We start from the raw sequence: 24,345 nt of genomic DNA on the forward strand, positions 1-24,345 counted from the left end.
CCACGATCTGATCGCGCTCGGCGACTTCAACATCGACCGCGCAGGCGACCCCCTGTTCCAGGCGGACCCGACCCACAGGGCCTCGGAGGCCACTTCGAAACCCCGTCGGTGGATCAAGGCTAAGCCGAAGCCGTACGTCGACTGCGCGTCGGCAACGGCGCCGACCCGGACACCCACATCCGTCCACCGCTGTCAGGCGCCCCGGCCCTGGCCGACGGCTACTACGTCTCCCCGACCTCGTTAGGCATGGAGTGGTCCATCTGGTGATGCTCCGCTCACCGGTCGTCCTGGTCGAGAAGCAGGCGTAGGAAGTCGTTGACCGGACCGATGATGTCGAGGTCCTGGTCGAGGACCCACTGCAGCTGGAGGCCGTTGAGCACGGCATGGAAGAGAGCCGCGGCGCTCTCGGGGCTGACGCCCTCGCGCAACCGGCCGCGGGCCGCCTTGTCGAGGAATCCTTCGGCGAACTGCGTGCGCCCGCGTTCGTTGCGCTCGACGAAGTAGGTGTGGGCGGGATGATCCGTGCGTGAGGCCGCGGCGGCGAGCTCGATCCACAGGCGTATGAGCTCCGGGGCCTTCTGGTGGTGACGGATGAGCTCACCAAGGTAGGGCGCGAGCTGGTCGAAGCTGTCGACCTGCGCTGCGCCGTGCTGCCACTCCTCGGAATCTCGCTCGGCGAGCACCGCGGCAAGGAGCTCCTCCTTGTTGCGGAAGTGATGGAGGAGTCCGGCGTGGGTGATGCCGGCCCGCTCCGCGATGTCCCGCAGGGAGGCCTTGGCGTAGCCGTTGTCGGCGAAGCTGTCGCGTGCCGCCCGTACGATCTCCGCTCGGCGGGCCGCTGTTTTGGCGTACGGCCCGCGCGCTGTTGCCTGACCCACGGTGCGCTCACTCTTCCCAATGAAGCCAGTTCGGACAGGTCTTGCGCAGCAATTGACCCTCAAAAAACCTACCACACGGTTGGGATTAGTTCGTCCCCGCCTCGGGGCTGAGTGAACGGTGGCGCTCTGGTTGCGAGAGCCGGCTGCGCCTTCCCGTGTTCGCGGCACCGCCCACCTCGTTCAGCGACGACAAGATCGGGAAGCTGGCGTCCCGGCTGTCGCTCGAGCAGAAGGTCGCACAGCTGACCTGTATGAATGTCATGAACCTGTTGGACCGTGCCGCGCACCCGAGCGACGCGCGGAGCCCGGTGGTCGATCCGGGGAAGCTGGCGGCGCTGCGACCGCACGGTCTCGGCCACCTCGCGATGGCTTGGTTCCTCGGCCACGACGCGGACAGTTCGCGGTCGGTGCTGGCCGGGGTGCAGGAGGCCGTGCGCGAGGTGTCCCCGTACGGGAGCGGCGCGATGGTCCACAACGATGCGGTCAACGGCTTCATGCACGTTTCCGGTTCGCAGTTCCCGACGGCCTGGGCTAAGGCCGCGACATGGCAGCCGGACCTCGTGCGACGCGCCGCCGCGGTGAGCGCGGCCCACATGCGCGACGCCGGAATGCAACTCGCCCTCTCACCGCTCATGGACCTCGCACGGACCCGCGCTGGGGCCGGGTGCACGAGTCCTACGGCGAGGACCAAGAGCCGGCGGCGCAGTTCGCGGTCGCGTTCGTGCACGGCACGCAGGGCGAGAACGGCGCGACGGGTGTGCTGGCCACGGCGAATCACTCGGCGGCAATGGCGCCTCGGAAGGGGCTGAACAAGGCCGTCACCCAGCTCGGCCGGTCGGGCGCTGCCTGACGAGTACGCTGTCCCGTTCCGCCGGGCGATCAGCAAGGCCGGGCTGGGCACGATCATGAACTCCTACAACGAGATCGACGGCATCCCGGCGGTGGCCAGCCGCTGGCTGCTCACCGAACTGCTGCGCGGCGAGCTCGGCTTCGACGGGCTGGTGGTCAGCGATTACGACGCACTCCCGATGCTGACCGAGGTCTTCCACACCGCCACCACCCCCGGACGGGCAGCGGTCGAGGCGCTGACCGCCGGAATGGACGTCGACCTGCCCAGCGGCAAGATCTACGACCACATCGTGCCCGAGGTGGAGGCCGGGCGGCTGGACGAGGAGCTCGTCGACCAGGCTCGAGCCGCCCCCGCGAACGCCGTTGCCGACGGAGAGGACTCGTGATCGACACTGTGCGGCTTTCCACGCCCCATGACCTGACCGCTTGAACACCGTGCAGTGCCGAGCCATCGTCCTCGGCACGGCGCGCTTGCGGATGCGGTCGGCTGTCCGGCGTGAGCAAGCCGCTGCTCGCACACGCCGGCCCCGAGGTGGTGGAGCAGGTCATCGCGCCGGGCTGCCGGGGTACACCGAACGCACCGTCACCCGAACCCGCGCGGCTACGGGCGATGCCGCCCGAGTGCGCGAGCCGGCGTGGCTGTCGTCCGTCAGGAAACGACAGAGGCGGTCGACTCGGTGGCCGTCCGTGCCCTCAACGCCGACGCCGAGGTCATCGCGGCACTGTCCCTCGCCGTGGGCGCCGGTACGGTCGACCTACGGACGGTGCGGTCGGCGCCGGCCCTGGAAGCCGCTGACCTGCTCTGCCGTTTCAACTTCCTGGCTTCATACGGCGGGTGGCACGGAAGGTGCCTGTCGTGGCGGTCTCGGTGGTGCCGTCGGGGAAGACAACGCGGGCCGTGGTGGTCGGCGGTACCTCGACGGTGAGCGTCAGCTCGTCGTCGGTCGTCCGCCACTCGACGGTGATCGTGCCCTGCGGAGACTCGTGGGTGCCCCGGGCCCAGGTCAGTGACGGGTGGGGGACGGGCGCGACCACGAAGGACTCCCAGGCGACCGACTCCGGTGTCTGTCGCAGCCCCAGCGTGTGGGTGTGCAGGAAGCGGATCACGGCGCCCTTGCTGTAGTGGTTCAGGGAGTCGTGGGCGTCTCCGTTCTCGTCGATGCCCTCCCAGCCCTCCCAGATGGTCGTCGCGCCGCGGTCGAGCATGTACAGCCAGGACGGTGCGGTGCGCCGCAGGAGCAACTCGTAGGCGATGTCTGCGTGGCCGGTGTCGGCCAGGACGGGGAGCAGGTCACCGGTGGCGAGGAAGCCGGTGCCGAGGTGGGTGCCGGCGGCGCGGATCAGTTCGACCAGGCGTGCGGCGGCGGCCGAGCGCAGCTCCTCGGGGACGAGCCCGAGGGAGAGCGCGCGTACGTAGGCGGCCTGGGTGTCGTCGGTGGTGCGTCCGTCGGGGGTGAGGAACTCGGTGCGCCAGGCGTCGCGGATGCGCTCGGCGGTCTCGGTGTAGCGGGCCTCGTGCTCGGTGCGGCCCAGCACCCTCGCCACGTCGGCGAGGGTTGACGTCGAGCGGTACAGGAACGCCGTGCCGACCTCGCCCTTGTCGGCCATGAACCAGGCGACCGGGTCGTCCTTGATCGGGTCGATGCGGGTGCCGTCGGCCGCTTTCGCCTTCGGCTCGGTCCACTCGCCCCAGTGGAAGGAGCCGTCCCAGAGGTAGTGCTCGTGCGGCAGTGGCTCGGGCGAGCGCTCGATCCGGGACTGGTGGCGGGTGGTGCGGGCGGTCTGCAGCGCCCACTCGACCCAGCGGACCATTGCCTCCCAGTTCTCGGTGAGGATTTCTCGGTCGCCGTAGGACTGGTACAGCTCCCAGGGGACGGCGACGACGGCGTCGCCCCAGCCGGCGGAGCCGGTCATCATGGCGAACTGGTCGTCGAGGTGGTGCTTGATGCGCCTGCCGTCGGGCGAGAAGTTGGCGATCCGACCGTCGGGCAGCTGGTCGTCGCGGACCGAGCGGAGCCATTTGCGGCTGAAGCCGAGGACGTCGTACAGCCGCGTGGCGGTCGGTGCGAAGACCTGGTAGTCGCCGGTCCAGGCGAGGCGTTCGCGGGTCGGGCAGTCCGTGGGCACGTCGACGGCGTTGCCGCGGAAGCTCCAGTCGGCGATCTCGTGCAGGCGGTTGAGGTCGTCGTCGCTGCACGCGAAGGAGCCGGTGCGGCGCAGGTCGGTGTGGACGACGCGCATCGTGATGCTCGCGGGGTCGAGCGGGGCGCCGTCGCGGCGGATGCGCGCGTACCGGAAGCCGTGCACGGTGTGGCGTGGCTCGAACACCCCACCCTGGCCCGCGGAGACGACCTCGTCGCGCTGGACGAAGGGGATCGGGTCCTCGCCGGGGCGTGTGGAGTCCAAGTGGGCGGTCGTCAGGTCGCCGTCGGCGCCGACGTGTTCGCCGTAGTCGATGACGGTGCGGGTGCCGGCCGGGCCGAGGCCGCTCAGGGTGATCCAGCCGGAGGCGTTCTGCCCGAAGTCGGCGATCCAGAGCCCTTCTTCGAGCTGCTTGACCGACTGTGCCGGACGCGACTCCACGACCCGCACCGGCGGCGCCGGGGACCAGTCGATCGCGGGCGCCTCGACCTGATCGACGAGGACCGGCTGTTCGGCGCCCGGCCCGGTGTGGAAGTCGGTGGTCTGCCCGTCCATGAGGTCGGCCCGGGTGATGGCCGACCGGGTGCACGTCCAGGTCTCGTCGCTGCGCACGACCTGGCGTGAACCGTCCTCGTACGCGATGTGCAGCTCGGCACGTGCGCCGAGGTTCGTCCCCCAGCCGGCCGGCAGGCGGAACGCGCCGACCTGGCCCCGGTACCAGCCGTCGGACAGGATGATCTCGATCAGGTTGCCGCCTGCCCTGACAGCCGCCGTGACGTCCGATGCCTGGGCGTGGAGCGTGCGGTCGTAGGAGGTGGACCCGGGCGACAGCTCAGCGGTGCCGGCCCGTTCGCCGTTCACGTACGCCTCGTACACACCGAGCGCCGTCGCGTACAGCCGCGCCGAGCGCACCCCCGCCCGCGCCTCGAACCGCGTCGACAGGGTGTGAGCCGGGCGTTTGCCGTAGCCGCGGTCGCCGGATTCGAGCGGCGAGATCCAGCGCGCCTGCCAGTCCTCGTCGAGGAGGCCGACCTCGAACGCGTTCCACTCCGACCACGGCGAGGGACTCCCGGTGCCGTCGGCCCGGACGCGCCAGGCCACCTGCCGGCCGCTGCGCAGCGCAGCCCAGGGCCAGGGGAGGAACCGGTGCCGGCCGGACGCAGCCCGCACCGCGGGCTGCGCCTCGCCGTCGACGGTGCACTCCAGCTCGTAGCTCGCCGGGAATCCCGCGTCCGACGGTGGCTTCCACGACAGGCGGGGTGCGGGGCCCGACACGGTGAACTGATCACCGCCGCTGTCGATGCGCAGGTCATACGGTGCGTTGTTCATGCTCTGCTTTCTCGGGAGTTCGATGAACCGTGTTGTTTACGGCGGTTGTCGCAGCGCGCGTACGGCGAGGGCCTTCCGGCGGTGGGGCCGGCCGGCGCAGGCTCTCGTCCGGTCCGCCGCGAGCCGCCGTGGAGAGGCGGGCCGTGCGCTGATGCTCCGGCGGAGCCGCGTCGAAGCGGTACGGCCGCGATGCCGTCACAGGCGTGTCGCCGCCCGCCGCCCCCGTACGCCACAGGAGGCCGCCGGGATCCGGGGGAACGGACCGGATCCCTTGCGCGCACCGGCGATTGCCGAGGTGCCCGCTACCGGACCGACTTGATCTTGAACTTGATGATCAGGCCGCCGACGAGCGCGAGCACCGCGCCGCCAAGGTAGAGCAGTGTGTAGTTCTTCTCCCCGCCGCTCGTGACACCGATGGTGATGATGAGCGGTGCGATGAGCGGGGCGAGGGCGCTGGGGATCTTCTGCGCGAAGGCGACCACCGCGAGATAGCGGCCGGCCTGGGCCCGGTCCGGGAGAACGGCGAACACGATCGCCTGGTCGACGGCGCTGAACATCGCGATGGCGAGCTGCATCAGTACCGCGCCGATGATGAGCTGGGGCATCGAGTAGGCGAACGCCTCGGTGACGGCCCCGGCGACGAAGATCGCGGAGCCGATCACGGTGAACAGCTTGCGCCGGCCGAGCTTGTCGGAGAGGAAGCCGCCCCCGATGGCGCCGCCGGTTGCCGCCAGCACCCCGAGGATCCCGATCGTCGACACGACGCCGGCGACCTCCTTGACGGGCATGTCGAGCCGCTGGGCGTAGAAGAAGGTCCCGAAGGTGGTGTTGAAGTACAGGCCCATGAAGAAGACGAAGCGGCCGAGCCAGTTCCAGCCGAAATCGGGGTACTTCCGCGGACTGAACCCGTAGCTGGCGACCAGGCCTTTGAGGCTCACCTCGCGGGTGTGGACGAGTGTGCGGGAGTCGCCCTCCGGCTTGAACAGCGGGAACAGCAACAGCATGGCCGCTCCGATGACGCCCGGGACCAGGAACACCAGAAGCGTGCTGGAGGCCACCGTGTACGCGATGCCGATGCCGACCACCGGCGCGATCTGGGTCATGACGCCGGTCACCGCCGAGACCCGTCCACGCTGCTCCTCGGGCACGCGGTCGGCCTGGACGTTCTGGATGGCCTGCCCGACCGTGGACCAGCCGACCATGCCGACGACCCACGCCAGGCCCACCAGGAAGACGGTCGGTGCGACGGCGATCCCCAGGAGCCCGAGCATGCCGAGGGCCGTGCCGGCGAACATGAACGGTGTCCGGCGGCCCAGGCGGGAGCGCATCCGGTCGCTCCAGAAGCCCATCAGAGGGCTGAGGACCAGATAGACGACCTGGGCGGATCCGGTGACGTATCCGAGCAGTTCCTCGCGTCCGGGAACGAGGTCGTCGATCCGCACGGCCAGCGAGTAGGAGAGCGGAACCATCAGGGCCAGGGAGGCCCCGAAGCTGGCGATCATGATCCAGGCGAGGTAACTACGGCTGACCCTCTCCAGCGGCGGGGCCTCGATCTCGGGGGCGGAGGTGCCGGCCGGCTCCTTGCCGGCGCCCGTTGCCGGCCCGGCCGGCTCCTCACCGTCACCTTGCGCCGGTTCGGTCGGCGGGGGTCCGGCCACGCTGATGTCACGGTCGTTGTGAGGCATGAGGACTCCTTCGTCTCATGAATGGCAGGTGGTGCGGCAGTTGGTGGGGGGCGGCACACGCGCTCGTGGATGAACTGGCGGCGCTGCATACGGAGCAGGGCGTCACCAGGCCCGCTTGCCGATCGACTGCCACTGGGTTTGGGCATTACTGGACCGACCAGCCCCCGTCGGACGGGAGGACGGCGCCGTTGATGTTGATGCCGTCGTCACTCAGCAGGAAGGTGATGGAGGCCGCCAGCTGTTCGGCGGTGGCCAGGCTCGGAATCGCCTGCTGGAAGGGGGCGAGCCGGGCGGAACCCGTCGGCGACACGTGCGCGGGCATGGGGATGCCGGTCGCCACGCCGCCGGGTGCGACCGCGTTGACCCGGATGCCGTGCGGGCCGTACATGAAGGCGGCGGATCTGGTCAGGCCGAGGACACCGTGTTTGGAGACGGTGTACGCGGTGCCGGAGGAGTTGCCGCGCAGCGCCGCTTCCGAGGCGACGTTGACGATCGAGCCGGCACCCGCGGCCATCATGAGCGGCAGGACCGCACGGGACAGTTTGAAGCCGCCGGTGAGGTTGATGCCGATGACGCGGTCCCAGATTTCGTCCGAGGTCTCGTGGACCGGCGAGAAATCGTCGTTCACGCCGGCCACGTTCGCCAGGGCGTCGATGCGGCCGTCGGCTGCCACGACGATCCGGTCGATGTCACCTTGCAGTGTGATGTCACCGAGGACGGTGGCGATCGCGCCGTCGGGGAGGGACGCCGCGAAGGTCTCGAGGCGCTCGGCCGAGACGTCCACAGCGATCACGCGGCCACCTTCCCGCGTGACGCGCGAGGCGGTTGCCCGGCCGATGCCGGATGCCGCGCCGGTGACGATGACGGTCTTGCCGTCGAACCGTCCGGGCGTGACGCGCTCGGTCCACACGCCCGGGGCGCTCTCCTCGGCCGGTACGACCCCGTCGTTGACCTGCAGCACCAGATCATCGACGACCGCCTGCGGCAGTTGCCCTTGGCTGACGGCGACGAGTTGCCGGAGCGGGAGCGTGCGGACGGGGGCGAGCATCTCCTGCGGTACCCCGGCCTGGTCCAGCAGCCCCTTGATGAGCGGCGCGCCTTTCGGGTGGGTCAGCCATGCGTCGATGGTGCTGTGCGCGGTGAGCTGGGGAGGGGGAGTGTCCATGTGGTCCGGTCTTTCTGTGCGGGGGTGCGCCAACGGGTATTGAAACGTTTCAAAATCCCGAGGCGGGCCATTGAGGTCCATGGCGGCGGAGCACGGAGCAGGGAGCGCAGGGAGCGGGGTAAGGCGTCAGTCGTCCGAGGTGTGGCCCGGCTTTCGCCCGTCCAGGCCGCGCCAGCGGCGACGCAGCGAGAACGCGGCCGTCTTCGGCTTGCGGTCGCGGGTGAACACGCCCTTCTTGTTGCCGTCGACGCGGTGGATGCCGGCGGAGGTCTGGAAGTCGGCGAAGTTCCAGACGTGTTCGCCGATGAACTCGGGGATGCGGTCGAAGACGCGGTGGTACATGGCGAGGTAGTCGCTCTGGTACTCCTCGCTCCACGGGGTGTCCCAGACGGAGTGCAGGCCGGGCTGGGTGTCGGCGCCGTACTCGGACATCATGACCGGCTTGCCGAAGCGCTGGACCCAGCCGAGGAGGTCCTTCTCCAGGTACTGCTCGGCGGTGGCGAGGTCGCCGGTGAAGAGGTACCAGCCGTAGTAGCGGTTGATGCTCAGTACGTCGAACAGGTCGCCGATCCGGTCGTTCTGCGGCGTGGCGAACATGACCGCGGAGTAGGTGAGGGGACGGGTCGGGTCCAGCTTGCGGGCCAGCTCGACCAGCGGCTCGAAGTACTCGCGGGCGCCGTCCTCGTTGGAGGCCGGCTCGTTGGCGAGGGACCACATCACCACGCTCGGATGGTTCTTGTCCCGTTCGATCAGCTCCCGCAGGTGCTGGGCGTGCACGTCGCCGGTGATCCCGCCGAAGTTCTCCGGCGCGAAGGTCGGGGTCGGAGCCTGTCCGGTGAGGCCGCCCATGACGCCCAGGTTGAGGCCGACGGCGGCGGTCTCGTCGATGACGACGATGCCCTGCCGGTCGGCGAATTCGAGCACCTCCTCCGCGTACGGGTAGTGCGAGGTGCGGAAGGAGTTGGCGCCGGTCCACTGAAGGAGCTGGAAGTCGTGGACGAGGTAGGCGTCGTCATGGCCCTTGCCCCGCACGGGGGTGTCCTCGTGCTTGCCGAAACCGGTGAAGTAGAACGGTTCGCCGTTGATGAGGAACTCGCTGCCCCGAACTTCGACGGTGCGCACGCCGAAGGGCTGGGTGTAGCTGTCGACGAGTTCTCCCGCGCGGGTCTCGTCCTCGGTGACCAGCTCCACCACGAGGTCGTACAGATAGGCGGCGCCGGGCTGCCAGAGGGTGACGTCCGCTATGCGGAGGGAGCCCTCGGGCCCGTGTGCCTCGGCCACGGTCCGGCCCGCCTCGTCGAGCGCGCGCACCCGGACGGCGATCGCGTCGGCGGCCTCGCCGGCGATCTCCACGCGGTACTCGACGATGCCGGCCGCGCCGTCCCGTCCGGTGACGACCGTGACGTCCTCGACGAAGGTCCGCGGCGTGCTGCACAGGCGGACCGGGCGCGCGATGCCCGCGTAGTTGTAGAAGTCGTGCAGATACGACTGGCGTTCGCGGCCGTCGGGGCCGGTGGTGACGGTGCCGGGCGGGATCGTCTCGTTCGTCAGCCGGTTGTCGACGCCGACCGTCAGCCGGAACTCGGCACCGGGGTGGACGATCCCGGTCAGGTCCGCCTCGAACGGGGTGTAGCCCCCGGTGTGTTCGGCCACCAGCCGGTCGTCCACGTAGACCTGCGCGGCGTGGGTGACGGAGCCGAAGCGCAGGACCACCCGCTCGCCCGCCCAGCCGCGTGGCACCCGCACATCGCGCTGGTACCAGACGACGCCGACGTGGTCACGGATCTCCGCGTCCACGAACAGGTCGTTGTAGCTGGCGGGGACGGGGACTTCGAGGGACGAGGTGAGCCGCGACGTCCACGGAGTGGCGCCGGCGCGGGTATCGAGGGCGAACCGCCACAGGCCGTCGAGGCCGACAATGTCACGGGTGGGGCTGGTGCGGGAGAAGAGCATGGCATTCCTACGCGTCGTTGCGGGACAGTGGCCCGGAGAAGGGACGGGGGAGGAGGAGAACGTCGCGGGCTTAAATCGTTTCACCGGCGTCGGCGAGGAGCGTGCTCCCCGTCATGAAGGCCGAGAGGTCGCTCGCGCAGAACAGCACCACGCGGGCGATGTCGTCGGGGACGCCGAGCCGTCCGAGCGGGCCCGGCTTCATCACGGACATGAGGGACTCGGCGTCCAGAGAGACCCCGGCCTCGGCTGCTGCCGCCATGTTCCCCTCGGTCGGCACGAAGGTCGGCGCGACGCCCAGGACGCGAATGCCGAACGGGGCGAATTCCAGGGCCAGTTGCCGGGTGATGCCGCGCGCGGCGTGCTTGGAGCCGACGTAGGCGGCGAGCCCGGGGGCCGTTCCCCGAAACCCGGCCGTGGAGACGACGTTGACGATGACGCCCCCGCTCCCCGCATCGTGCATCCGGCGCGCGGCCTCCCGGGATCCGAGGAAGACACCGCGTCCGTTCACGGCGAAAACCTCGTCCCAGGTCTTCTCGTCCATCTCCAGTGCGGGAACGCTGGGGAAGATCCCGGCGTTGTTGACCCAGATGTCGAGCCCGCCCAGCTCCCGGACCGCGAGATCGGCGGCCGCGGCCACGCTCCTGGCGTCGGTGACGTCCACATGGGCGGCCAGCGCACAGCCCGGGCGGCGGATGTTCAGCTCCTCGGTGACGGCGGCGGCGAGCTCCTGCTCGATGTCGGCGACGAGCACGTTCGCGCCTGCCTCGACCACGCGCTCGGCAATGGCCCGGCCCAGTCCGCGGCCGGCGCCGGTCACCACAGCACGCCGCCCGGACAGCGAGATCAGTTCGGCCAGGGACCGGGACGAGACGTCGGGTACGGATACCTGCACGGTGTGTCCTTCCGGTAGAGGGTTCGGTCAGCCGCGCGCGCGGTCGGCGGTCTCGCCCAGCCAGGTGAGGCTGGGCTTGGGGCGGCGCTCGAAGGTCTCCCGGTCGACCTCGACCAGTCCGAACGTCGGCGCCCAGTGGCCCCACTCGTAGTTGTCCAGCAGGCTCCAGTGCAGGTAGCCGCGTACGTCGACGCCGTCGGCGATCGCCGCCGCGAGGTGCTTCAGGGCCTCGCCGGTGTAGGCGATCCGGCGGGTGTCGTCGTGGGTGGCGATGCCGTTCTCGGTGACCAGGACCGGCATGCCGCCGGTGACTTCGGCGGTGTGCCGTACGGCGATGGCCAGGGCGTCGGGCCGGTAAGCGGTGCCGACGAGCGTGTTGTCCGGGTGCTGCGGATGGGGCTCGATGCCGTCCGGACCGACCCACTGGCTGGAGTACGACTGCACGCCGACGAAGTCGTCGCCGCGCGCACCCTCCAGGTAGAGGTCCTCCCAGATGTACTCCAACTCCCGCTTCTTCTCCTCGGCCCCCGGGCGGGCGACGAAGGCCCGGTTGGCGACCGTCCAGCCGACCTTGGCGCCGGTGCGCTCGCGCAGCAGCTCCCGTACCGCGTGATGCGCCTCGACGAGCCGTTCGCCGATCTTCACGTCGGGGGCCGGCAGCGGCGGTCGAGGGCCCTCGTTGTCGAGGGTGGGGCTCTGCCACTCCCCGGCCGCCTGCTGGTTCTGCATGGCCTGGGCCATGCCGATCATGATGGCCAGCATGTTCGGCTCGTTCATCGTGACGACCCACTCGACGCCGTCGAGGATCGGGGTGACCGCCTCGGCGTACGCCCGGAACCGCTCCACGGCGCGGTCACCGAGCCAGCCGCCCTCCTGGGCGAACCAGAGCGGGCTGGTGAAGTGGTGCAGCGTCACGACCGGGGTCAGGCCGAGCTCGAAGGCCGTCTCGATCATGCGCCGGTAGTGGGCGAGTTCGGCCCGCGAGATCATTCCGGGGACCGGCTCGATCCGTGCCCACTCGATGCCGAAGCGGTACGCGTTGAGCCCGGCGTCGGCGAGCAGTTGCATGTCCTCGCGGTACCGGTGGTAGCTGTCGCAGGCGTCACCGCTGCGCTCCATGCCGGGCATGAGCCCCTCGCTCGCCCAGAAGTCGCTGTTGAGGTTGTTGCCCTCGATCTGGTGCGGTGCGGTGGAGGCTCCCCAGAGGAACCCAGGAGGGAATTCGGTCATCGTCGACTGCTTTCCTGAATGTCGGTGGTAGAGGGCCTGGTGGCGTTTGCGCCATGGCCTGGCCGTTCGGGCGTGGTGGGCAACGGCCTTTGCGTGGAGGACTGTTCAGGCGTTGAGGCGATCTCTCCTGTCGGGCCGTCCTGCGGACGTCGGTATGGGCGGACGCTCACGCGGTGGATGACGTGCGGGACGACGGCGGCCCGTTGCCGGAGGACGACGAACGAGTCGAGAACGCGTGCCCGTGCGGACAGGGCGAGTGCCGAGACGGGTTCGTCGCGGACGAGGAGCCACGGCCGGGGCACAAGCACAGTCGGGGGTGTGGGGAGTGAGTGCTCATGGGTGGGGTTCCTTCGCGGGGGGAGCCGGGTGGGCCGCGACCTTCGGCAGTTCGCCGATGCGGGGTACGCAGGGTGTGAGCGCCAACTCTTACCATGCGGTTGGTTTTAAGTGGGACCGTAAACCGAGATCGCAAGGGCAGGAAGGTCGCTGCTCATCTTCGTAACCAGAACGTTACTTAGTGGTCACTCGCTCAGTGGACGCGCGTGCATGCGCCGCCGGAAGCCACACCCGAACACCCCGCCGTCGTCAACTCCGGTTGGACGGGCGGCGTCCTCAACGAAGAGGCGTGCCAGTGGGTGAGGTCGGTGGATTTACTCACCGATGCGGAGTGCACGCTGCCGTACGTGGTCGCCTGGACCTCAACACCGCCTTCCTCGCCGATGTGGCCCGCCTGGTCGTCGGCCTGTCCGCCCCGGACCACTTCAACGCCCCGACGTTCCACCCGAAGATCCCCGGCTCCTGGCTGGGCGACCTCTCGCACGTGGAGCTGTACCCGCGCCTGTCCAGCCCGTTCACGCCGACCGGCGAGCGAGATCGACGACGCGATCGAGCGGGCCGACCGGGACGCGTTCACCCGGGAGCGGCCCAAGCCTCTGAAGGGCCGGATCGGCTTCTCGAGACCACGGCGCTTCGCCTGCCGTCGTCGGTGACGCCGTTGAGGGTGATGTAGCCGCCGTCCCCGCCCTCATGGCTCCAGTAGGTTCCTCCGCAGCTCAGGGGGCGTTCGACCAGGCCGAGCCCGTATCGGCCGCCGGGCCACAGCTGTTGGACCTCCGCGCTCACGGGGACGGTCTGCTTCATCTTTGCCAGCTGCCGTGCCGGTAGTAGGCGGCCGTCGAGCAGCGCGCGGAGGAAGCGGTTCTCGTCCCGAGTGGTCGTGACCCACGAAAGGTTCTCGTAGTCCACCGGTATCTGGTCGGTGACGTCCACCCGGGAACCGGGGCCGAAGAGCTGGTAGGCCTGGGCGTGGGGCCGGGGCAGGGTGGGCGAGGTGCCCATCCACCGGGTCTGGTCGAGGCCCAGCGGGCGCAGGATGCGGATTTCGATCTCTTGGTGGGCGGGATGACCGGTGGACTTCTGGATGATCATGTCGAGCAGGACGTAGCCGGTGTTGGAGTACGCCCAGCTTTCGCCGGGCGGGAAGTCCGGCTCGTGGGCCATGGCGAGGTCGACCAGCTGCTTGGGTTCGTAGACGTTGTGGCGCTGCTGGTAGTACTCCTCCGGCGTGGTGCATCCGGGCAGGGCGTCGTGGATGCCGCTGGTGTGCTGGAGCAGTTGGCGGATGGTGATTCGGGTGCCGTCGTTGCCGTTACCCTGCACCAGTCCTGGCAGCCAGTGGTCTCGTCCAGGGACAGCCTGCCCTCGGCCTCCAGTTGGAGGACCACGGTGGCGACCAGCGTCTTGGACGTGCTGGCCATGCGGAAGTAGCCGCCGGAAGAGACCACCACCGTCAGGCCGCTACAGTCCAGCGGGCTCAGCGGCCGGAAGCGGATCTCGACATCCCCGGGTTGCAGCTCGCCGTCGTACGGCTCCTCAGGGCACTCCACAGCCAGGGACACCAGATGCGGCAGCACCGAACCGAGTTCGCGTAGTTGGGGCTCGGGCACCGTGGGCGCATAGGTCACTTCGACAAGCGGCATCCTCGACACCCTAGACGGACACCAGGCAAAACTGTCCGCCGTGAGAAGACCCTGATCGACCTCCAACGGTTGAAAGGGTTAAAGGACAAGGTAAGTACGTGTTTCTGATCCCCCCGTGCCCTCTGACTGCCCTGGCGAGAGGCGCGAGGCGGCGTGATCACTCCGGCTGGCGCCGGTTCACGTGCGGGGCAACCCCAGCGCGGGGGAGGCCTTCTCCGAACTACCGGTGCGGCAGGACTCGTTGGGGCCGGATCGCACCGCTTCAGTCCGTCGAGAACGCCTTCGGCTCCTGATGGAGCGGCGAGAAGCACAAGTTGCGTGCGGACCAGGCCGGAATGCTGACCGAGCGTTCGTGATGCGGAATGCTTTGGTCATGAGCGAAGAATCCGAGCGGCTGGCGAAAGCTCTCATCGAGTTCCGGGAAGCCGAGGGCATCTCCGTGAGGGAGCTCGCGTATCGCACCCAGTTGAGCCAGGCGACCATCAGGCTCCACGAGAGTGATCGCGGACGCCCGCCCGTCCCCTTCGCGGCCCGCCGTCTCGAGGAAGTACTCGGCTGGGCACCGGGCAGCATCCCGACCGATTCGCGCGAGACGACGGATCTCGAGCTTCCGCCGGACTCCGGCGCTGGCACTGGGTAGTCCGAGAGATCAGGTGGTCAGAGGGTGCTGGACCGCCCGGCGATCTGACCGAAGGTGGGCAGGCCCGGGTGGATCACCGAGGGTTTGAGTGCGGCATCGAGCTGGGTCAGCTTCTCCTCGGCGCCGGCCAGGCTGATCTCCAAGCCCTCGACCTCTCCCAGCCAGCCTTCGCGCTGAGCTTCGGCGATCCGGTCGAGCAGGTTGTCGCGGATCTCGATCAGACGGTCTCGTTGGGACGGCTCCGGGCGGAGGAGCGAACATCGGACGCAAGCGTGCTCGTGGATGCACGACGTTCCGAAGGACCGAGCGCAGGTTCCCAGAGAGAGCTTGCGCTTCTCGAAATGGGCGAGGAAGGCGTCCCACTCCTCGTTCGTCGGGGTCCGGTATTCCTCGCTCGGACGAAGCGATCGACGACGGGCGATGAACGCGCGGTGCGCTTCGATGGCGTCTGCCGGGTAGATGGCGTTGTAGCCCATCGTGGTGTCGATGTCGGAGTGACCGGCCAGTACCTGCGCGATGTGGGGCGGTAGGCCGCTGCGGATTGCGTCGGTGATGAAGATTCTTCGGAAGTCGTGCGGAGCGAAGTCGAGGGGCTGGCCTGCGGAGTCGGTGAGCCCGGTTCGTTCCAGGACCTCGTTGAGACCGTTGCGGACCAGTTGACGGGACACTGGTGTCCGCTGGCCTCCGTATGTCCACTGGAACAGCAGCGGCATCGGCGGGTTCCAGATCTTCTCCGCGACGTCGTAGTTGGGCAGCATCGGGATTGCGCCTGTTCGAGGGTCACGGACGCGGGCAATGATCGTGCTGAGGACGTCTGCCAGTTCTGGGCTGACGAGGAGAAGCCGTTCTTCGTCGGTTTTCGAGGGAGCGACCTGGAGCAGAGGTACCACGTCGCCGCTGGTGGGCAGCTTGTATTGGATCAGGGCGTGGTGGCTGGCCTCCAGCATCTCCTCGATCCGGACGCCGGTGTGCTGCAGGAATTCGATCGTGGCCCAGGCCCAGAAAGCCCGCTCCTCGAGCAGTCCCAGATGGACGCGTCGGCCGGACTCGTCGTAGGCCCGGAACGGAGTCGTCGAGTCCTTCTTTTGGCGTGTGAAGGTTCTGCCCCTGAAGGTGAACTGGCCGCCGAGTGGGGCGGCTTGGAGGGCGTCCAGCCCCTCCTGTGCCTCCGTCCAGTTCGCCCTGGCGGCGCGGACGACGGCGGACAGCGCGGGCAGTCGTTCGCGGGTGCGCTGGTCCATCTTGGCCTTGCGGCGCTTCTGGTGCTTGGAGGTGCTGGCATCGGCGGCGCTGACCGGGCAGGGAGCAACCCACGGGCCCCAGCGTTCTGGTTCCTCGACGGCCCAGTGGGCCAGGTCGAGGTAGAGGGCTCGAACTCCGATCATGAGGCTGCCGTAGTTGGCGCGCTCCGTCACCACTTCGTGGACTGTGCCATAGGGCAGCCGGCGGCGCGTGACTTTCGTCCGGCTGGCCTGCTTCCACGCGCTCACGACTTCGGACGGCAGCCGGAGTGTGTCGATGCCGGGCTGGATGCGCTCAATCTGGAGCCAGAAGTTCCTCACGAGCATCCGTGACGCGTCCTCCAAGGACGTGTAGTCCATGGTGGGCTGGCGTTCCTTGAGGTACTCGACCAACAGGTCCCGGATGGGCTTGGACTGCGGCTGGTAGCGGTCGACGAGCTGCTCGACCGAGACCTGGCCAGACGTTCGGTGCAGGAGCCTCAGCGACACGGGAGCGTCGGGTGGAAGGTGTCCCATTTCCTTCAGCCAGGAATAGAACAGGCTTTGACCGCCCGACGTGGCCCGCTGAACTCGATGCGCCTGCATGTACTCAATGGCGTCTCCGACATTGATGTCGGCCAGACCCCCGCCCTTGGCGATGACCAGCTTGACCAGCACGTTCTTCGCGAGGATGCCGAGGTGCGAGGACCATGATTCTGGGCCCACCAACTCCTCAAGGCGGGCAAAGCCCTCAGGGTCACGGTGCCGGGTGATGATGGCACGCAGGTTGGTCGAGGTCCGGGAGAGCTGTCAGTGGAGCGATGGCCGGAGCACGTCGGCGCAGACCAGAGCGAACAGGCCGGTGTTGAGGATGCCGTTCGCATTCGCCGCGTCGTAGCCGACCCAGCTGGCATTGAGCTTGTTCCACTGAGCCCTGGTCGAACCTGCCGCGGGAGACGCGTTCCACCGTTGTTGCCAGGTGCCTCCTGGCTGGTCCATGAGCCAGCGGAGAATGAGCGTTGCGCCCCGGCGACGGTAGAAGTGGGTGCTCTCGCTCGCGGCCCGAAGCGGCGGTCGGTTCAGCCGGGCAACGACCTCCTCATAGGACTGGCTGGTGGCAGGCCAGGCGTCCTCGTAAGGCCGCGGCGGGAAACGCTTCTTGGCGGCCCGGAGAGCCTCGCCGGCAAGTGGCTGAGCATCTCGGATGGCGGCCGGAGCGCCCAAGGTCTTTGTGCTCGTCACCATGAGTTCCCGAAGAGAGTCTTCAGCGAGTCGGAGTTGTAGCCGGGAGCCGGTGGCGCCGGCGGCCGGTCGCGCTGCTCGGCCCGGCGTGCGTGATGGGCGCGGACGCGTTCGATTACCTCGTCCTGGCTGGCCGGAAGGTAGAGCTGTGTGGTCGTCAGATGCGCGTGACCGAGGACCCATTGGACGTCGGTCAGAGGCATGTTGGGGTCGCGGGCGAGTCGGTAGGACGCAGTGTGACGTAGATCGTGAAGCGTCCAGTTCGCCCCGAGGAGGTCGTTGGCCCGGTTGAACATTGCCCGAGCCGCGTCGTAGTTCAGCGGGCGCCAGGGCCGCCTCAGCGTCCACCACAACGGCAGGTTCTTGCCGTGCGGGACGCCGTCTCGCCGGGCCTCCTCCTGGTAGAGCCGCAGCCAGACGAAGGCGTCGGTTGAGCACGGAAGCTGCTGGTAGGCCCGGGTTCCCTTCCGGATCACGCCGACCAACTGCTGACCGGGGAGGGCATCACGCTGCCGACTGCTGAGGAGTTCTTCGGCGCGGGCACCGTTGGAAACCCAGAAGGCCAGCAGAGCGCGGTCCCTGTTGTGGCGGAGGGCCGCGAAGAGCACGTTGAACATCTCGTCGGGGATGCGCCGGGGTGCACGCTTCGGGATGACCGGCCGGTAGCGGCCTGTCCGCTCTGACTTAAAGGGCTGGTCAGGCTTGTGGTGGGCGTTCGCGCGGCTGCTGCGACGGGAACGGTCAAGCGGGAACGGGTTGATGATCGGCCCGGTGCCCTCGTCCTGGTGGAAGTCGTAGAACGTGCGCAGCACGGTTTCGCAGTGTGCCCGCGTCCTCGCGGCGTACTGCGGGCCGGGCGAGGCCTTGCCCGTGATGGCGTTCGGCGTACCGGGGATCTTCTTCCGCGTCGTCCGTGGCTTCGGCGCCGTCGTCTCGGAGTGGCCCGTGTTGCGGTGCCTCCAGTGCAGGCGCTGCGGCTTGTTCGCGATCTGCATCCACCGGGTGAAGTCCCGTGCATCCGCCCGAGTTGCCCGGTTCCACTCGATGTCGAGCGCCCACAGGAACCGCCACCAGCGCAGCAGATCCATGCCGTATGAGCGGATCGTGGAGGCGGGTTTGTCCTCTGCCTGCAGCTCGGCGAAGAAGACCCGGACGGGGTCGACGACAACACCGTCCTGATCGAGTAACTGGTACGGCGCCCACTGCTCATCGGTCTCCTGCAGCCGGCCTAACTCGGGCAGGACGAACGTCGCCAAGTCCCGCTCGGGGACATCATCTTGAAGCATCCCGAGAAGCTAGCGGAGAGGCCCGCTGACCTGCAAGAACTCACGAGTTAGTTCGGTTAACGGGCCCCCGGTGGTCCCAGCAACACCCCCACACGCACCGTCTGGCCGCACTGTCCTAGCGCCTCGTGTCCGCCAGAGTCGTGGGGGTCGGTGGACACGGCCGACGGATTCACAAACGGAAGGGGAAACAGCATGTCCGAAGCGACAGTTGGGGCACGTCGCGGCATGGCCCGGCGAGGGTTCCTGGCCGGGGCCGCCGCCGTGACGGGTGCCGCACTGACGGGCACGGCGCCCGCCGGCACGGCACGCGCGGCCGGGACGAGGGCCGGAAACGGTGCCGACACCGGCCCGTTGGCGCTCACCCACGTCACCGTGATCGACGGATCGGGAGCACCCCCGGCCCCCGGCATGACGGTCGTCGTCGAGGGTGGCCGCATCACCCAACTCGCCCCGAGTGCACGGACCCGGCTCCGGCCGGGCACCCGCACGGTCGACTTGACCGGCAAGTACGTGATTCCGGGACTGATCGAGGCGCACACCCACAGCGACGGCCCACAGACGGTGATCCCGGCGCTGTACGCCCTCGCCGGCGTCACCACGGTGAGGGAGATGTGGGGTAAGCCGGTCCACCACGAGTGGCGCGAGAAGATCCGCAGCGGTGCGCTGCTCGGCCCCCGCTGGGTGGTCGGCAGCCCCATCGTCGACGGCGCGCCGTCACTGTGGGCGGCCGACGTGGGCCCGACCATCGAGGTGCGCGACGCGGCCGGGGCCCGGCGCGCCGTACGGCGGGTCAAGCGCGAGGGCGCGGACTTCGTCAAGGTGTACTCCCGCCTGTCCCGCGAGGCCTACTTCGCTATCGCGGACGAGGCCCGGCGCCAGGGCATCCCCCACCTGGGGCACTGCCCCGACACCGTACGGATCGCGGAGGCGAGCGCCACCGGCCACCGCACCATCGAGCACCTGCACGCGCTGCTCCTGGCGACCTCACGGCACGAGAAGGAGATACGGCGCCGCCTGGCAGCCGTACGGATCGACCCGCGCGACCCCAGCAGCCTGTCCCGCTACCACAGCTGGTTCCAGCAGGTGCATCCCCTCGAATGGCGGGCGGTGCAGGGCTACGACCGGGACCGGGCGGACGCCCTCTTCCGGAGTCTGGCGGCCGACGGGACCGCCATCGTCCCCACGCTCAGCGTGCACCGCTGGAGCTGCCCGACGACGTTCCGTCCCGGGTCGCGGAGTGGAAGTACCTGCCCGCCTGGCAGGTGGAGAACTGGCCGGACCAGCTGGCGGCCCTGACCGGCGGGCGCACCCGCGAGCAGGCCCGGCAGATCCGCCGGATATTCGAGCACCGGCTCCGGCTGGTGCGCGAGCTGCACGGCGCGGGAGTGCGGCTGGCGGCGGGCACCGACACCGGCACGGGATACCTCGTCCCGGGCTTCGCCCTCCACGACGAGCTGGCGCTGCTCGTGGCGGCCGGCCTCACCCCGGCTGAGGCCCTGCGCGCGGCCACGCGGGACGCGGCCCGTTCCCTCGGCCTGCCCACCATCGGCACCGTGGCCCGCGGACAGGCCGCCGACCTGCTCGTCCTCGACGCCGACCCGCTGCATGACATCCGCAACACCCGCCGCATCCACGGCGTGGTCGTCGACGGCAGGTGGATCCCGCCGGAGGAACGCCGCCGGCTGCTCGCGGCGGTGGAAGCGGCCGCCGCACAGACCCCGCCGCCCCAACAGGGGGCGACCATGACGGGCTGCGGCTGCGGCGGACACCCCTGACAGCCCTCCGGCGGCGGCCTCGCCGACGAGCGGTGCCAGCCGCAGCTCAGAGACGCGCTGCTGCGGCGCCTGTCCGTCAGGGGGCCTTAAATGAGCTGGTTCCGAGTCAGACCGCTGACGCGCGGCGACCAGTTCAGTTGAGACGTAGGGGTGCCGGGAATCTCGGCTGATGTGGTCCTGGCCAGGTGGATGCCGGATGTTGTCTCAGTTGATCTGGTCCGGATCCGCTGTTTCGAACTGATACCAAGTCGAGGGCCACGAGTTCAACCATTCCGAAGGGCTGTCGAGGGCGAACTCGAGGGCGAACTCGAGGGCAGGATCGGCTCGTTGGGTTGCAGTGCTTCCTCATTCCCGAGGACCTGGCAGACGGTCGCGGCAGCCGACACCCGGCTGACGCCGGGAACGACTCCGTCCACCCCGTTCGCCCTACATAATCCGGGGCCAGTCGAATGTCGCCTCCCGAAGCACCTTTCATGGCATCCTAGTCAACCTCTACCGACTGTCTCCGTCTCAGGGATTAGTGAAGCGGACACTCACTTGGAGGGTAGTTGGATAACGAATTTCGAGGCAAGATGCACTGTGACCTTCCCTCCCTTTTTGGGGACATCCATGAGGAGGGTTCCTTCTGCCCATCCGGACCCTACATACCGGCGTCCCAGCGGATTGTACTCCCACGCTATCGCGGCCTCAGGATTAACCTGTTCCAGTTCGTCGCCCTGAGGACTGGTCCAGTCATAAGCGATCGAGCGGAGATCGAGACCACCGTGCACTTCCAAAGATATGTCGATCCGGACAAAGAAACCTCGATCAGGCTTAACTGATTCTTCGTCATTGATGCGAATCTTGGCGAGATATGTGATATCCCGTATGGTGAAGCGCGCGTTTGGGACAATTTGCCCACGCTTCGTTGAATCGCCAACTCTCAAAGTGGGCAGGCCCTCTAGAGCCTCATATAGCTTGGGGTCCGGCGGCGAAGAGGATGCAGGGGATGGAGGGGGAGGGCTTTCGTCCCCCCTCGAACATGACCCTATGGACATGAGCACCGAAACGACGCAAGCGGCGGACATTGCCCGTATCCTAAGCGCACTTGCCACGCTTGACCCCCTTTTCCTCTGGCATCCAGCGACGGTATCGCAGTTATGCAAGAATTAGCGAAATCCTTATGCTAGTACGTCAACTCGGGACCGGTCCCGGCGTCCGCGGCACCCCTGGGCATGCAGGAGATTTCGGCTGGGGTCGAGGCGGTGAATCGGGTCGGCGGCCGAACAGATGCAGTTGCACCACCGGAGATCGGCTACAGGGCCGAATATGAACGCCTCGGTACCGCAACGCGGCTCACTGATTGAGGGTAGTGACCTGTGCCGGGGCCCCCTACCAGTTGTGCGAGCCCTATCAAGAGTCTTCGCGGTGGGGGATTCTGCTCGGTTCGCCAGCACGCGTACTCGATCGTACGGGTGGACGCCTCCACGCTCTCGGCGATGACCTGGCGGAAGCCGCCACGACGCGCGGGTTGGCCTTGCCCAGCAGCGAGGCGTGCGGGGCGAGCCGGTGGTCCACCACCGCTTCGACGCCGCCGGCTTCGTGTTTCCGTCCAGGACAGGCGGAAGGGCTGGGAGCCAGAGCGACGACGGCGGGATCGAAGTCCAGGGCCATCGCCGCGTCCCGCTCCACCCACGACTCGTAGCCCACCAGGGAACGCGAGGTCGCCGCCCAGTAGTCCCCAGTGAAGTTCTTCTGTCCCTTGAACGCGGCGAACTTCCGGGCGGGTGCGGCAAGCTCGAACGGCTCACCCCAGAAACGGGCCAGCGGACCGAGCCGACCGGCGCCGTCGACACCGACGAACCTCACCTGGACGTCAGATGCGTACTCCCATGCGGGGAGTGCTGCCGCGGACTCGCCCACGGACACCTCCGCCAGCCGCTACCGAACCCTGCAGCGCGAGCGTGGACCACGCCGCGGAGCCCGGTGCCCGAGACGAGAAAGGGGTCACCCAAACGTGTGACACCTCCACTCAAACAAGTCAGCGGACCAGAGCATCCGAGACGACACCGGGAGCCAGATCGACATGCACCGGCAGCGTTCGCCGGTGCGGGAGGAAGGTCAAAGTTGATCTGACAACGCCTGCGCTATGCCCGTGACGTCCTGGTATTCGCGCCAGTGCACGACGCGGCCGCCCCGGACTCGGAGAACCAGAACGAATGCGGCGCTCGCACTGCGGTCGGTCGTGGTCACCCTTCCTGTCACTCACCTCATATTCGGTGACGATCACCTCGGGGTCGGCAGTGTGGTGGACGGTGATGTTGCGGAACTCGTCGAACCGGACGGGCAGGGCGCTCCTGCCGGCTGCCGCGAACGCGGCGAACTCCTCGCGTCCGACGAACCGGCGGGGCCCTCCCGGCGGGGCAAACGGCAGGTCGACGATGACGTCATCAGCGCAGAGATCTTCAGTGAGTCCGACGGCCCCGTCGAGGACGTTCTCCCGGAAGCGCTCGAACACCTGCAACGGGCTCAGTGCAGACGCGGATGCTGCGGGCAGACGCGCAGCGCAACCGTGCCCGCATCCTCGACGCCGCTGAGGTCGTGTTCGCCGAGAAAGGACCGTCAGCTTCGACCGAGGAGGTGGCGGCGCGGGCCGGCGTGGCAATCGGCACCGTCTTCCGGCACTTCCCGACCAAGAACGACCTGCTCGCGGCCATCATGAAGAGCCTGCGGCAACGGCTGACCGACCAGGCGAACTCGCTGATCGCGGAGGGGGACCCTGCCACCGCCCTGTTCACGTTCTTCACACTGCTGGTCGAGCAGGCCGCGGCGACCAGGACCGTGGTCGACCTTCTGGCGCAGACCGGCGTCGAGATCCAGCCGGACGAGCCGATCCGGGCCCTGGAGCAGGCCATCCAGGTGCTCCTTGCCCGAGCCCAACACGTCGGTGCCGTGCGCCCGGAGATCCAGGTCGCCGAAGTGGTCGCCTTGCTCACCGCGGCCTGCCAGGGCGCACTTCGGGGCGCATGGGACGAAGACCTCCGACGCCGAACCCTGGCGATCATGTTCGCAGGGATGCACGCCCCGCGACCATGACTGGTGTCCGTTCTCAATGAGGTTGGTGGACTGCCTGGCTCTGAGCTGGGAGTTGTCATCTTGGAGTGAGACGGTGCCGCACCTTGATGTGTCAGGGGCTGTGCGGCGGGTTCGACCAGGACTTCGTGGGTCAACGAGGGTGGAAGCGGTAGGACCGCTGACCTGCGGGTTGTCAGTCTGATTGAGACAGGGAGAGCCTCGGTCTCAGGGAAGTTGCCAGTTTCTGGAGGGCTGCCAGCTCGCGGCTCCCTGCCTTGAGCTGGAACCGGCGTGCGATCTCCGGGGCCGATTCCTGGTGATCGCGCCAGTGCGGTGATGAGAGCAGGCTGGTGAGGATGACCGTTTCGGGGTAGGTCGCGATCTCGATGCGGTTCGGAGACGGGCGGAGTGGGTCTCCGTAGATGTCTTCGCCGAGGAGATGAATCCGGTCCGTCCACCGCTGTTGGAGCTGTGTCTCGGCGGCGGTGTGGAACCACTTCAGCAAGCTGTCACGTGCGGTGCGGTAGCTCTGCTCGGGGGCGGAGCCCCTGCGGCGGCTCGTGAGTCGCCGGTGGCGCTGGTTGGCTCTGCGAACGTCGGGCAGAACGCGGAGGAGATGCTGCTCGTCGCCCAGGAGCCAGCGGTGATGTCGTGGGCAGACTGCTTCGTGGGGCAGGGTCTCGCGGACGACGAGGCCGTCGATTCCGCGCCGGGCCATGCAGGGGCGGCATGCCGGACGGTGAAGGGCATCGCCGTGGCCGGTGCTCGGGCGTGGACCGATTCGTTGGCCCTCGCTGAGTTCGGCGAGAGCTGGCATCGCATGCACGAGTTCGGCGGGTGCCCGGCCGGTCAGGGCGGATAGTCCGAGCAGGGCCCGTGGGGTCCAGTGGTCCGTGCGGTTGTCGTCACGGCGGTGATGACGGTTGTGACCGAGAAGACCGGCCAGATAGCGGACCGGCAGGCGGTTGGCGTCCGCGAGCCGGTTCAGATAGGAGCCGACCGTCTCGCGGTGCACTGGCGAGAGGG

The 24,345-nt window shown here is 68.5% G+C and carries 19 protein-coding genes and 5 pseudogenes; 8 read left to right on the forward strand and 16 right to left on the reverse strand.

Going from position 1 to position 24,345, the window contains the following annotated elements; genetic code table 11:
- Positions 1-275: 275 nt before the first annotated feature.
- On the reverse strand, positions 276-878 hold the full coding sequence (locus Q4V64_RS53340; RefSeq protein ID WP_124436406.1) for a TetR/AcrR family transcriptional regulator: 603 nt from the start codon (positions 876-878) through the stop codon (positions 276-278).
- Positions 879-1,138: 260 nt separating this feature from the next.
- Between Q4V64_RS53340 and Q4V64_RS53345 the strand changes: the two are divergent.
- Positions 1,139-1,728, forward strand: a pseudogene (locus Q4V64_RS53345) (glycoside hydrolase family 3 N-terminal domain-containing protein).
- A 43-nt stretch (positions 1,729-1,771) separates the two neighbouring features.
- On the forward strand, positions 1,772-2,113 hold the full coding sequence (locus Q4V64_RS53350; protein ID WP_253266591.1) for a glycoside hydrolase family 3 N-terminal domain-containing protein: 342 nt from the start codon (positions 1,772-1,774) through the stop codon (positions 2,111-2,113).
- A 424-nt stretch (positions 2,114-2,537) separates the two neighbouring features.
- On the opposite strand, the gene Q4V64_RS53355 is transcribed toward Q4V64_RS53350, so the two are convergent.
- The 6 genes from Q4V64_RS53355 to Q4V64_RS53380 all read right to left on the reverse strand — a co-directional run bounded on the left by Q4V64_RS53355 (position 2,538) and on the right by Q4V64_RS53380 (position 12,123).
- Entirely contained in the window at positions 2,538-5,198 is a 2,661-nt protein-coding gene (locus tag Q4V64_RS53355) for a family 78 glycoside hydrolase catalytic domain (RefSeq protein WP_124436405.1), read from the reverse strand.
- Between the two features lie 302 nt (positions 5,199-5,500).
- Positions 5,501-6,883 carry an MFS transporter gene (locus Q4V64_RS53360; protein ID WP_124436404.1) on the reverse strand — a complete coding sequence of 461 codons (1,383 nt, stop codon included), beginning with the start codon at positions 6,881-6,883 and terminating at the stop codon, positions 5,501-5,503.
- A gap of 145 nt (positions 6,884-7,028) precedes the next feature.
- Entirely contained in the window at positions 7,029-8,048 is a 1,020-nt protein-coding gene (locus Q4V64_RS53365; RefSeq protein WP_124436403.1) for an SDR family oxidoreductase, read from the reverse strand.
- A gap of 126 nt (positions 8,049-8,174) precedes the next feature.
- Positions 8,175-10,001, reverse strand: a complete 1,827-nt coding sequence (uidA, locus tag Q4V64_RS53370) for a beta-glucuronidase (protein WP_124436402.1) — start codon at positions 9,999-10,001, stop codon at positions 8,175-8,177.
- Positions 10,002-10,071: 70 nt separating this feature from the next.
- Positions 10,072-10,893: a glucose 1-dehydrogenase gene (locus Q4V64_RS53375; RefSeq protein WP_124436401.1), complete on the reverse strand. Its 822-nt coding sequence runs from the start codon at positions 10,891-10,893 to the stop codon at positions 10,072-10,074.
- Between the two features lie 27 nt (positions 10,894-10,920).
- Entirely contained in the window at positions 10,921-12,123 is a 1,203-nt protein-coding gene (locus Q4V64_RS53380) for a family 1 glycosylhydrolase (protein ID WP_124436400.1), read from the reverse strand.
- A 548-nt stretch (positions 12,124-12,671) separates the two neighbouring features.
- Here Q4V64_RS53380 and Q4V64_RS55915 point away from each other — a divergent pair.
- A pseudogene (locus tag Q4V64_RS55915) lies at positions 12,672-12,994 on the forward strand (transcriptional regulator); the annotation flags it as partial.
- Position 12,995: 1 nt separating this feature from the next.
- Positions 12,996-13,076, forward strand: a pseudogene (locus Q4V64_RS55920) (XRE family transcriptional regulator); the annotation flags it as partial.
- 46 nt (positions 13,077-13,122) lie between these two features.
- Here Q4V64_RS55920 and Q4V64_RS53385 read toward each other — a convergent pair.
- Together Q4V64_RS53385 and Q4V64_RS55925 are read right to left on the reverse strand one after the other, a co-directional pair.
- A pseudogene (locus Q4V64_RS53385) lies at positions 13,123-13,782 on the reverse strand (serine hydrolase domain-containing protein); the annotation flags it as partial.
- Positions 13,783-13,841: 59 nt separating this feature from the next.
- Positions 13,842-14,102 (reverse strand): annotated as a pseudogene (locus tag Q4V64_RS55925) (hypothetical protein); the annotation flags it as partial.
- 373 nt (positions 14,103-14,475) lie between these two features.
- On the opposite strand from Q4V64_RS55925, the gene Q4V64_RS53390 reads away from it, so the two are divergent.
- A complete protein-coding gene (locus Q4V64_RS53390) occupies positions 14,476-14,742 on the forward strand; it encodes a helix-turn-helix transcriptional regulator (protein ID WP_172628909.1) in 267 nt (88 codons plus the stop codon).
- A gap of 17 nt (positions 14,743-14,759) precedes the next feature.
- Here Q4V64_RS53390 and Q4V64_RS53395 read toward each other — a convergent pair whose 3' ends face one another.
- The 3 genes from Q4V64_RS53395 to Q4V64_RS53405 form a co-directional block, all read right to left on the reverse strand.
- The gene (locus Q4V64_RS53395) at positions 14,760-16,688 is read right to left on the reverse strand and encodes a site-specific integrase (RefSeq protein ID WP_253266588.1); all 1,929 of its coding nucleotides are present in this window, start codon (positions 16,686-16,688) and stop codon (positions 14,760-14,762) included.
- Between the two features lie 84 nt (positions 16,689-16,772).
- Positions 16,773-17,207: a hypothetical protein gene (locus Q4V64_RS53400; RefSeq protein WP_216377495.1), complete on the reverse strand. Its 435-nt coding sequence runs from the start codon at positions 17,205-17,207 to the stop codon at positions 16,773-16,775.
- Positions 17,201-18,490, reverse strand: coding sequence for a site-specific integrase (locus Q4V64_RS53405; protein WP_124436398.1), 1,290 nt, complete (start codon positions 18,488-18,490; stop codon positions 17,201-17,203). Before Q4V64_RS53405 ends, Q4V64_RS53400 begins: the two co-directional genes overlap by 7 nt.
- A 192-nt stretch (positions 18,491-18,682) precedes the next feature.
- Between Q4V64_RS53405 and Q4V64_RS53410 the strand changes: the two genes are divergently transcribed.
- Positions 18,683-19,786, forward strand: a complete 1,104-nt coding sequence (locus Q4V64_RS53410) for a hypothetical protein (RefSeq protein WP_253266587.1) — start codon at positions 18,683-18,685, stop codon at positions 19,784-19,786.
- The gene (locus Q4V64_RS53415; RefSeq protein WP_303715947.1) at positions 19,696-20,265 is read left to right on the forward strand and encodes an amidohydrolase family protein; all 570 of its coding nucleotides are present in this window, start codon (positions 19,696-19,698) and stop codon (positions 20,263-20,265) included. The genes Q4V64_RS53410 and Q4V64_RS53415 overlap by 91 nt, the downstream gene beginning before the upstream one ends.
- A 533-nt stretch (positions 20,266-20,798) precedes the next feature.
- On the opposite strand, the gene Q4V64_RS53420 is transcribed toward Q4V64_RS53415, so the two are convergent.
- The 3 genes from Q4V64_RS53420 to Q4V64_RS53430 form a co-directional block, all read right to left on the reverse strand.
- Complete coding sequence (locus Q4V64_RS53420; protein ID WP_124436396.1) at positions 20,799-21,359, reverse strand: hypothetical protein; 561 nt, start codon at positions 21,357-21,359, stop codon at positions 20,799-20,801.
- Positions 21,360-21,657: 298 nt separating this feature from the next.
- Positions 21,658-22,167, reverse strand: coding sequence for a hypothetical protein (locus Q4V64_RS53425; RefSeq protein ID WP_216377494.1), 510 nt, complete (start codon positions 22,165-22,167; stop codon positions 21,658-21,660).
- A 118-nt stretch (positions 22,168-22,285) separates the two neighbouring features.
- Entirely contained in the window at positions 22,286-22,768 is a 483-nt protein-coding gene (locus tag Q4V64_RS53430; RefSeq protein WP_216377493.1) for a hypothetical protein, read from the reverse strand.
- 20 nt (positions 22,769-22,788) lie between these two features.
- Here Q4V64_RS53430 and Q4V64_RS53435 point away from each other — a divergent pair, with 20 nt between their 5' ends.
- Positions 22,789-23,340 carry a TetR/AcrR family transcriptional regulator gene (locus Q4V64_RS53435; RefSeq protein ID WP_124436395.1) on the forward strand — a complete coding sequence of 184 codons (552 nt, stop codon included), beginning with the start codon at positions 22,789-22,791 and terminating at the stop codon, positions 23,338-23,340.
- 172 nt (positions 23,341-23,512) lie between these two features.
- Here the strand turns inward: Q4V64_RS53435 and Q4V64_RS53440 are convergent, their stop codons facing one another.
- A complete protein-coding gene (locus Q4V64_RS53440; RefSeq protein ID WP_253267552.1) occupies positions 23,513-24,334 on the reverse strand; it encodes a TniQ family protein in 822 nt (273 codons plus the stop codon).
- Between the last annotated feature and the right edge of the window lie 11 nt (positions 24,335-24,345).

It is taken from the genome of Streptomyces sp. NL15-2K, from assembly GCF_030551255.1.
Taxonomy (GTDB): Bacteria; Actinomycetota; Actinomycetes; order Streptomycetales; family Streptomycetaceae; genus Streptomyces.

Excerpts from the sequence above, each read along its gene's own strand:
- Q4V64_RS53410 (WP_253266587.1), top strand. The coding sequence starts at position 18,683 with ATGTCCGAAGCGACAGTTGGGGCACGTCGCGGCATGGCCCGGCGAGGG.
- Q4V64_RS53365 (WP_124436403.1), bottom strand. The coding sequence starts at position 8,048 with ATGGACACTCCCCCTCCCCAGCTCACCGCGCACAGCACCATCGACGCA.
- Q4V64_RS53355 (WP_124436405.1), bottom strand. The coding sequence starts at position 5,198 with ATGAACAACGCACCGTATGACCTGCGCATCGACAGCGGCGGTGATCAG.
- Q4V64_RS53405 (WP_124436398.1), bottom strand. The coding sequence starts at position 18,490 with ATGCTTCAAGATGATGTCCCCGAGCGGGACTTGGCGACGTTCGTCCTG.
- Q4V64_RS53360 (WP_124436404.1), bottom strand. The coding sequence starts at position 6,883 with ATGCCTCACAACGACCGTGACATCAGCGTGGCCGGACCCCCGCCGACC.
- Q4V64_RS53390 (WP_172628909.1), top strand. The coding sequence starts at position 14,476 with ATGAGCGAAGAATCCGAGCGGCTGGCGAAAGCTCTCATCGAGTTCCGG.
- Q4V64_RS53435 (WP_124436395.1), top strand. The coding sequence starts at position 22,789 with ATGCTGCGGGCAGACGCGCAGCGCAACCGTGCCCGCATCCTCGACGCC.
- Q4V64_RS53380 (WP_124436400.1), bottom strand. The coding sequence starts at position 12,123 with ATGACCGAATTCCCTCCTGGGTTCCTCTGGGGAGCCTCCACCGCACCG.
- Q4V64_RS53400 (WP_216377495.1), bottom strand. The coding sequence starts at position 17,207 with ATGGTGACGAGCACAAAGACCTTGGGCGCTCCGGCCGCCATCCGAGAT.
- uidA (WP_124436402.1), bottom strand. The coding sequence starts at position 10,001 with ATGCTCTTCTCCCGCACCAGCCCCACCCGTGACATTGTCGGCCTCGAC.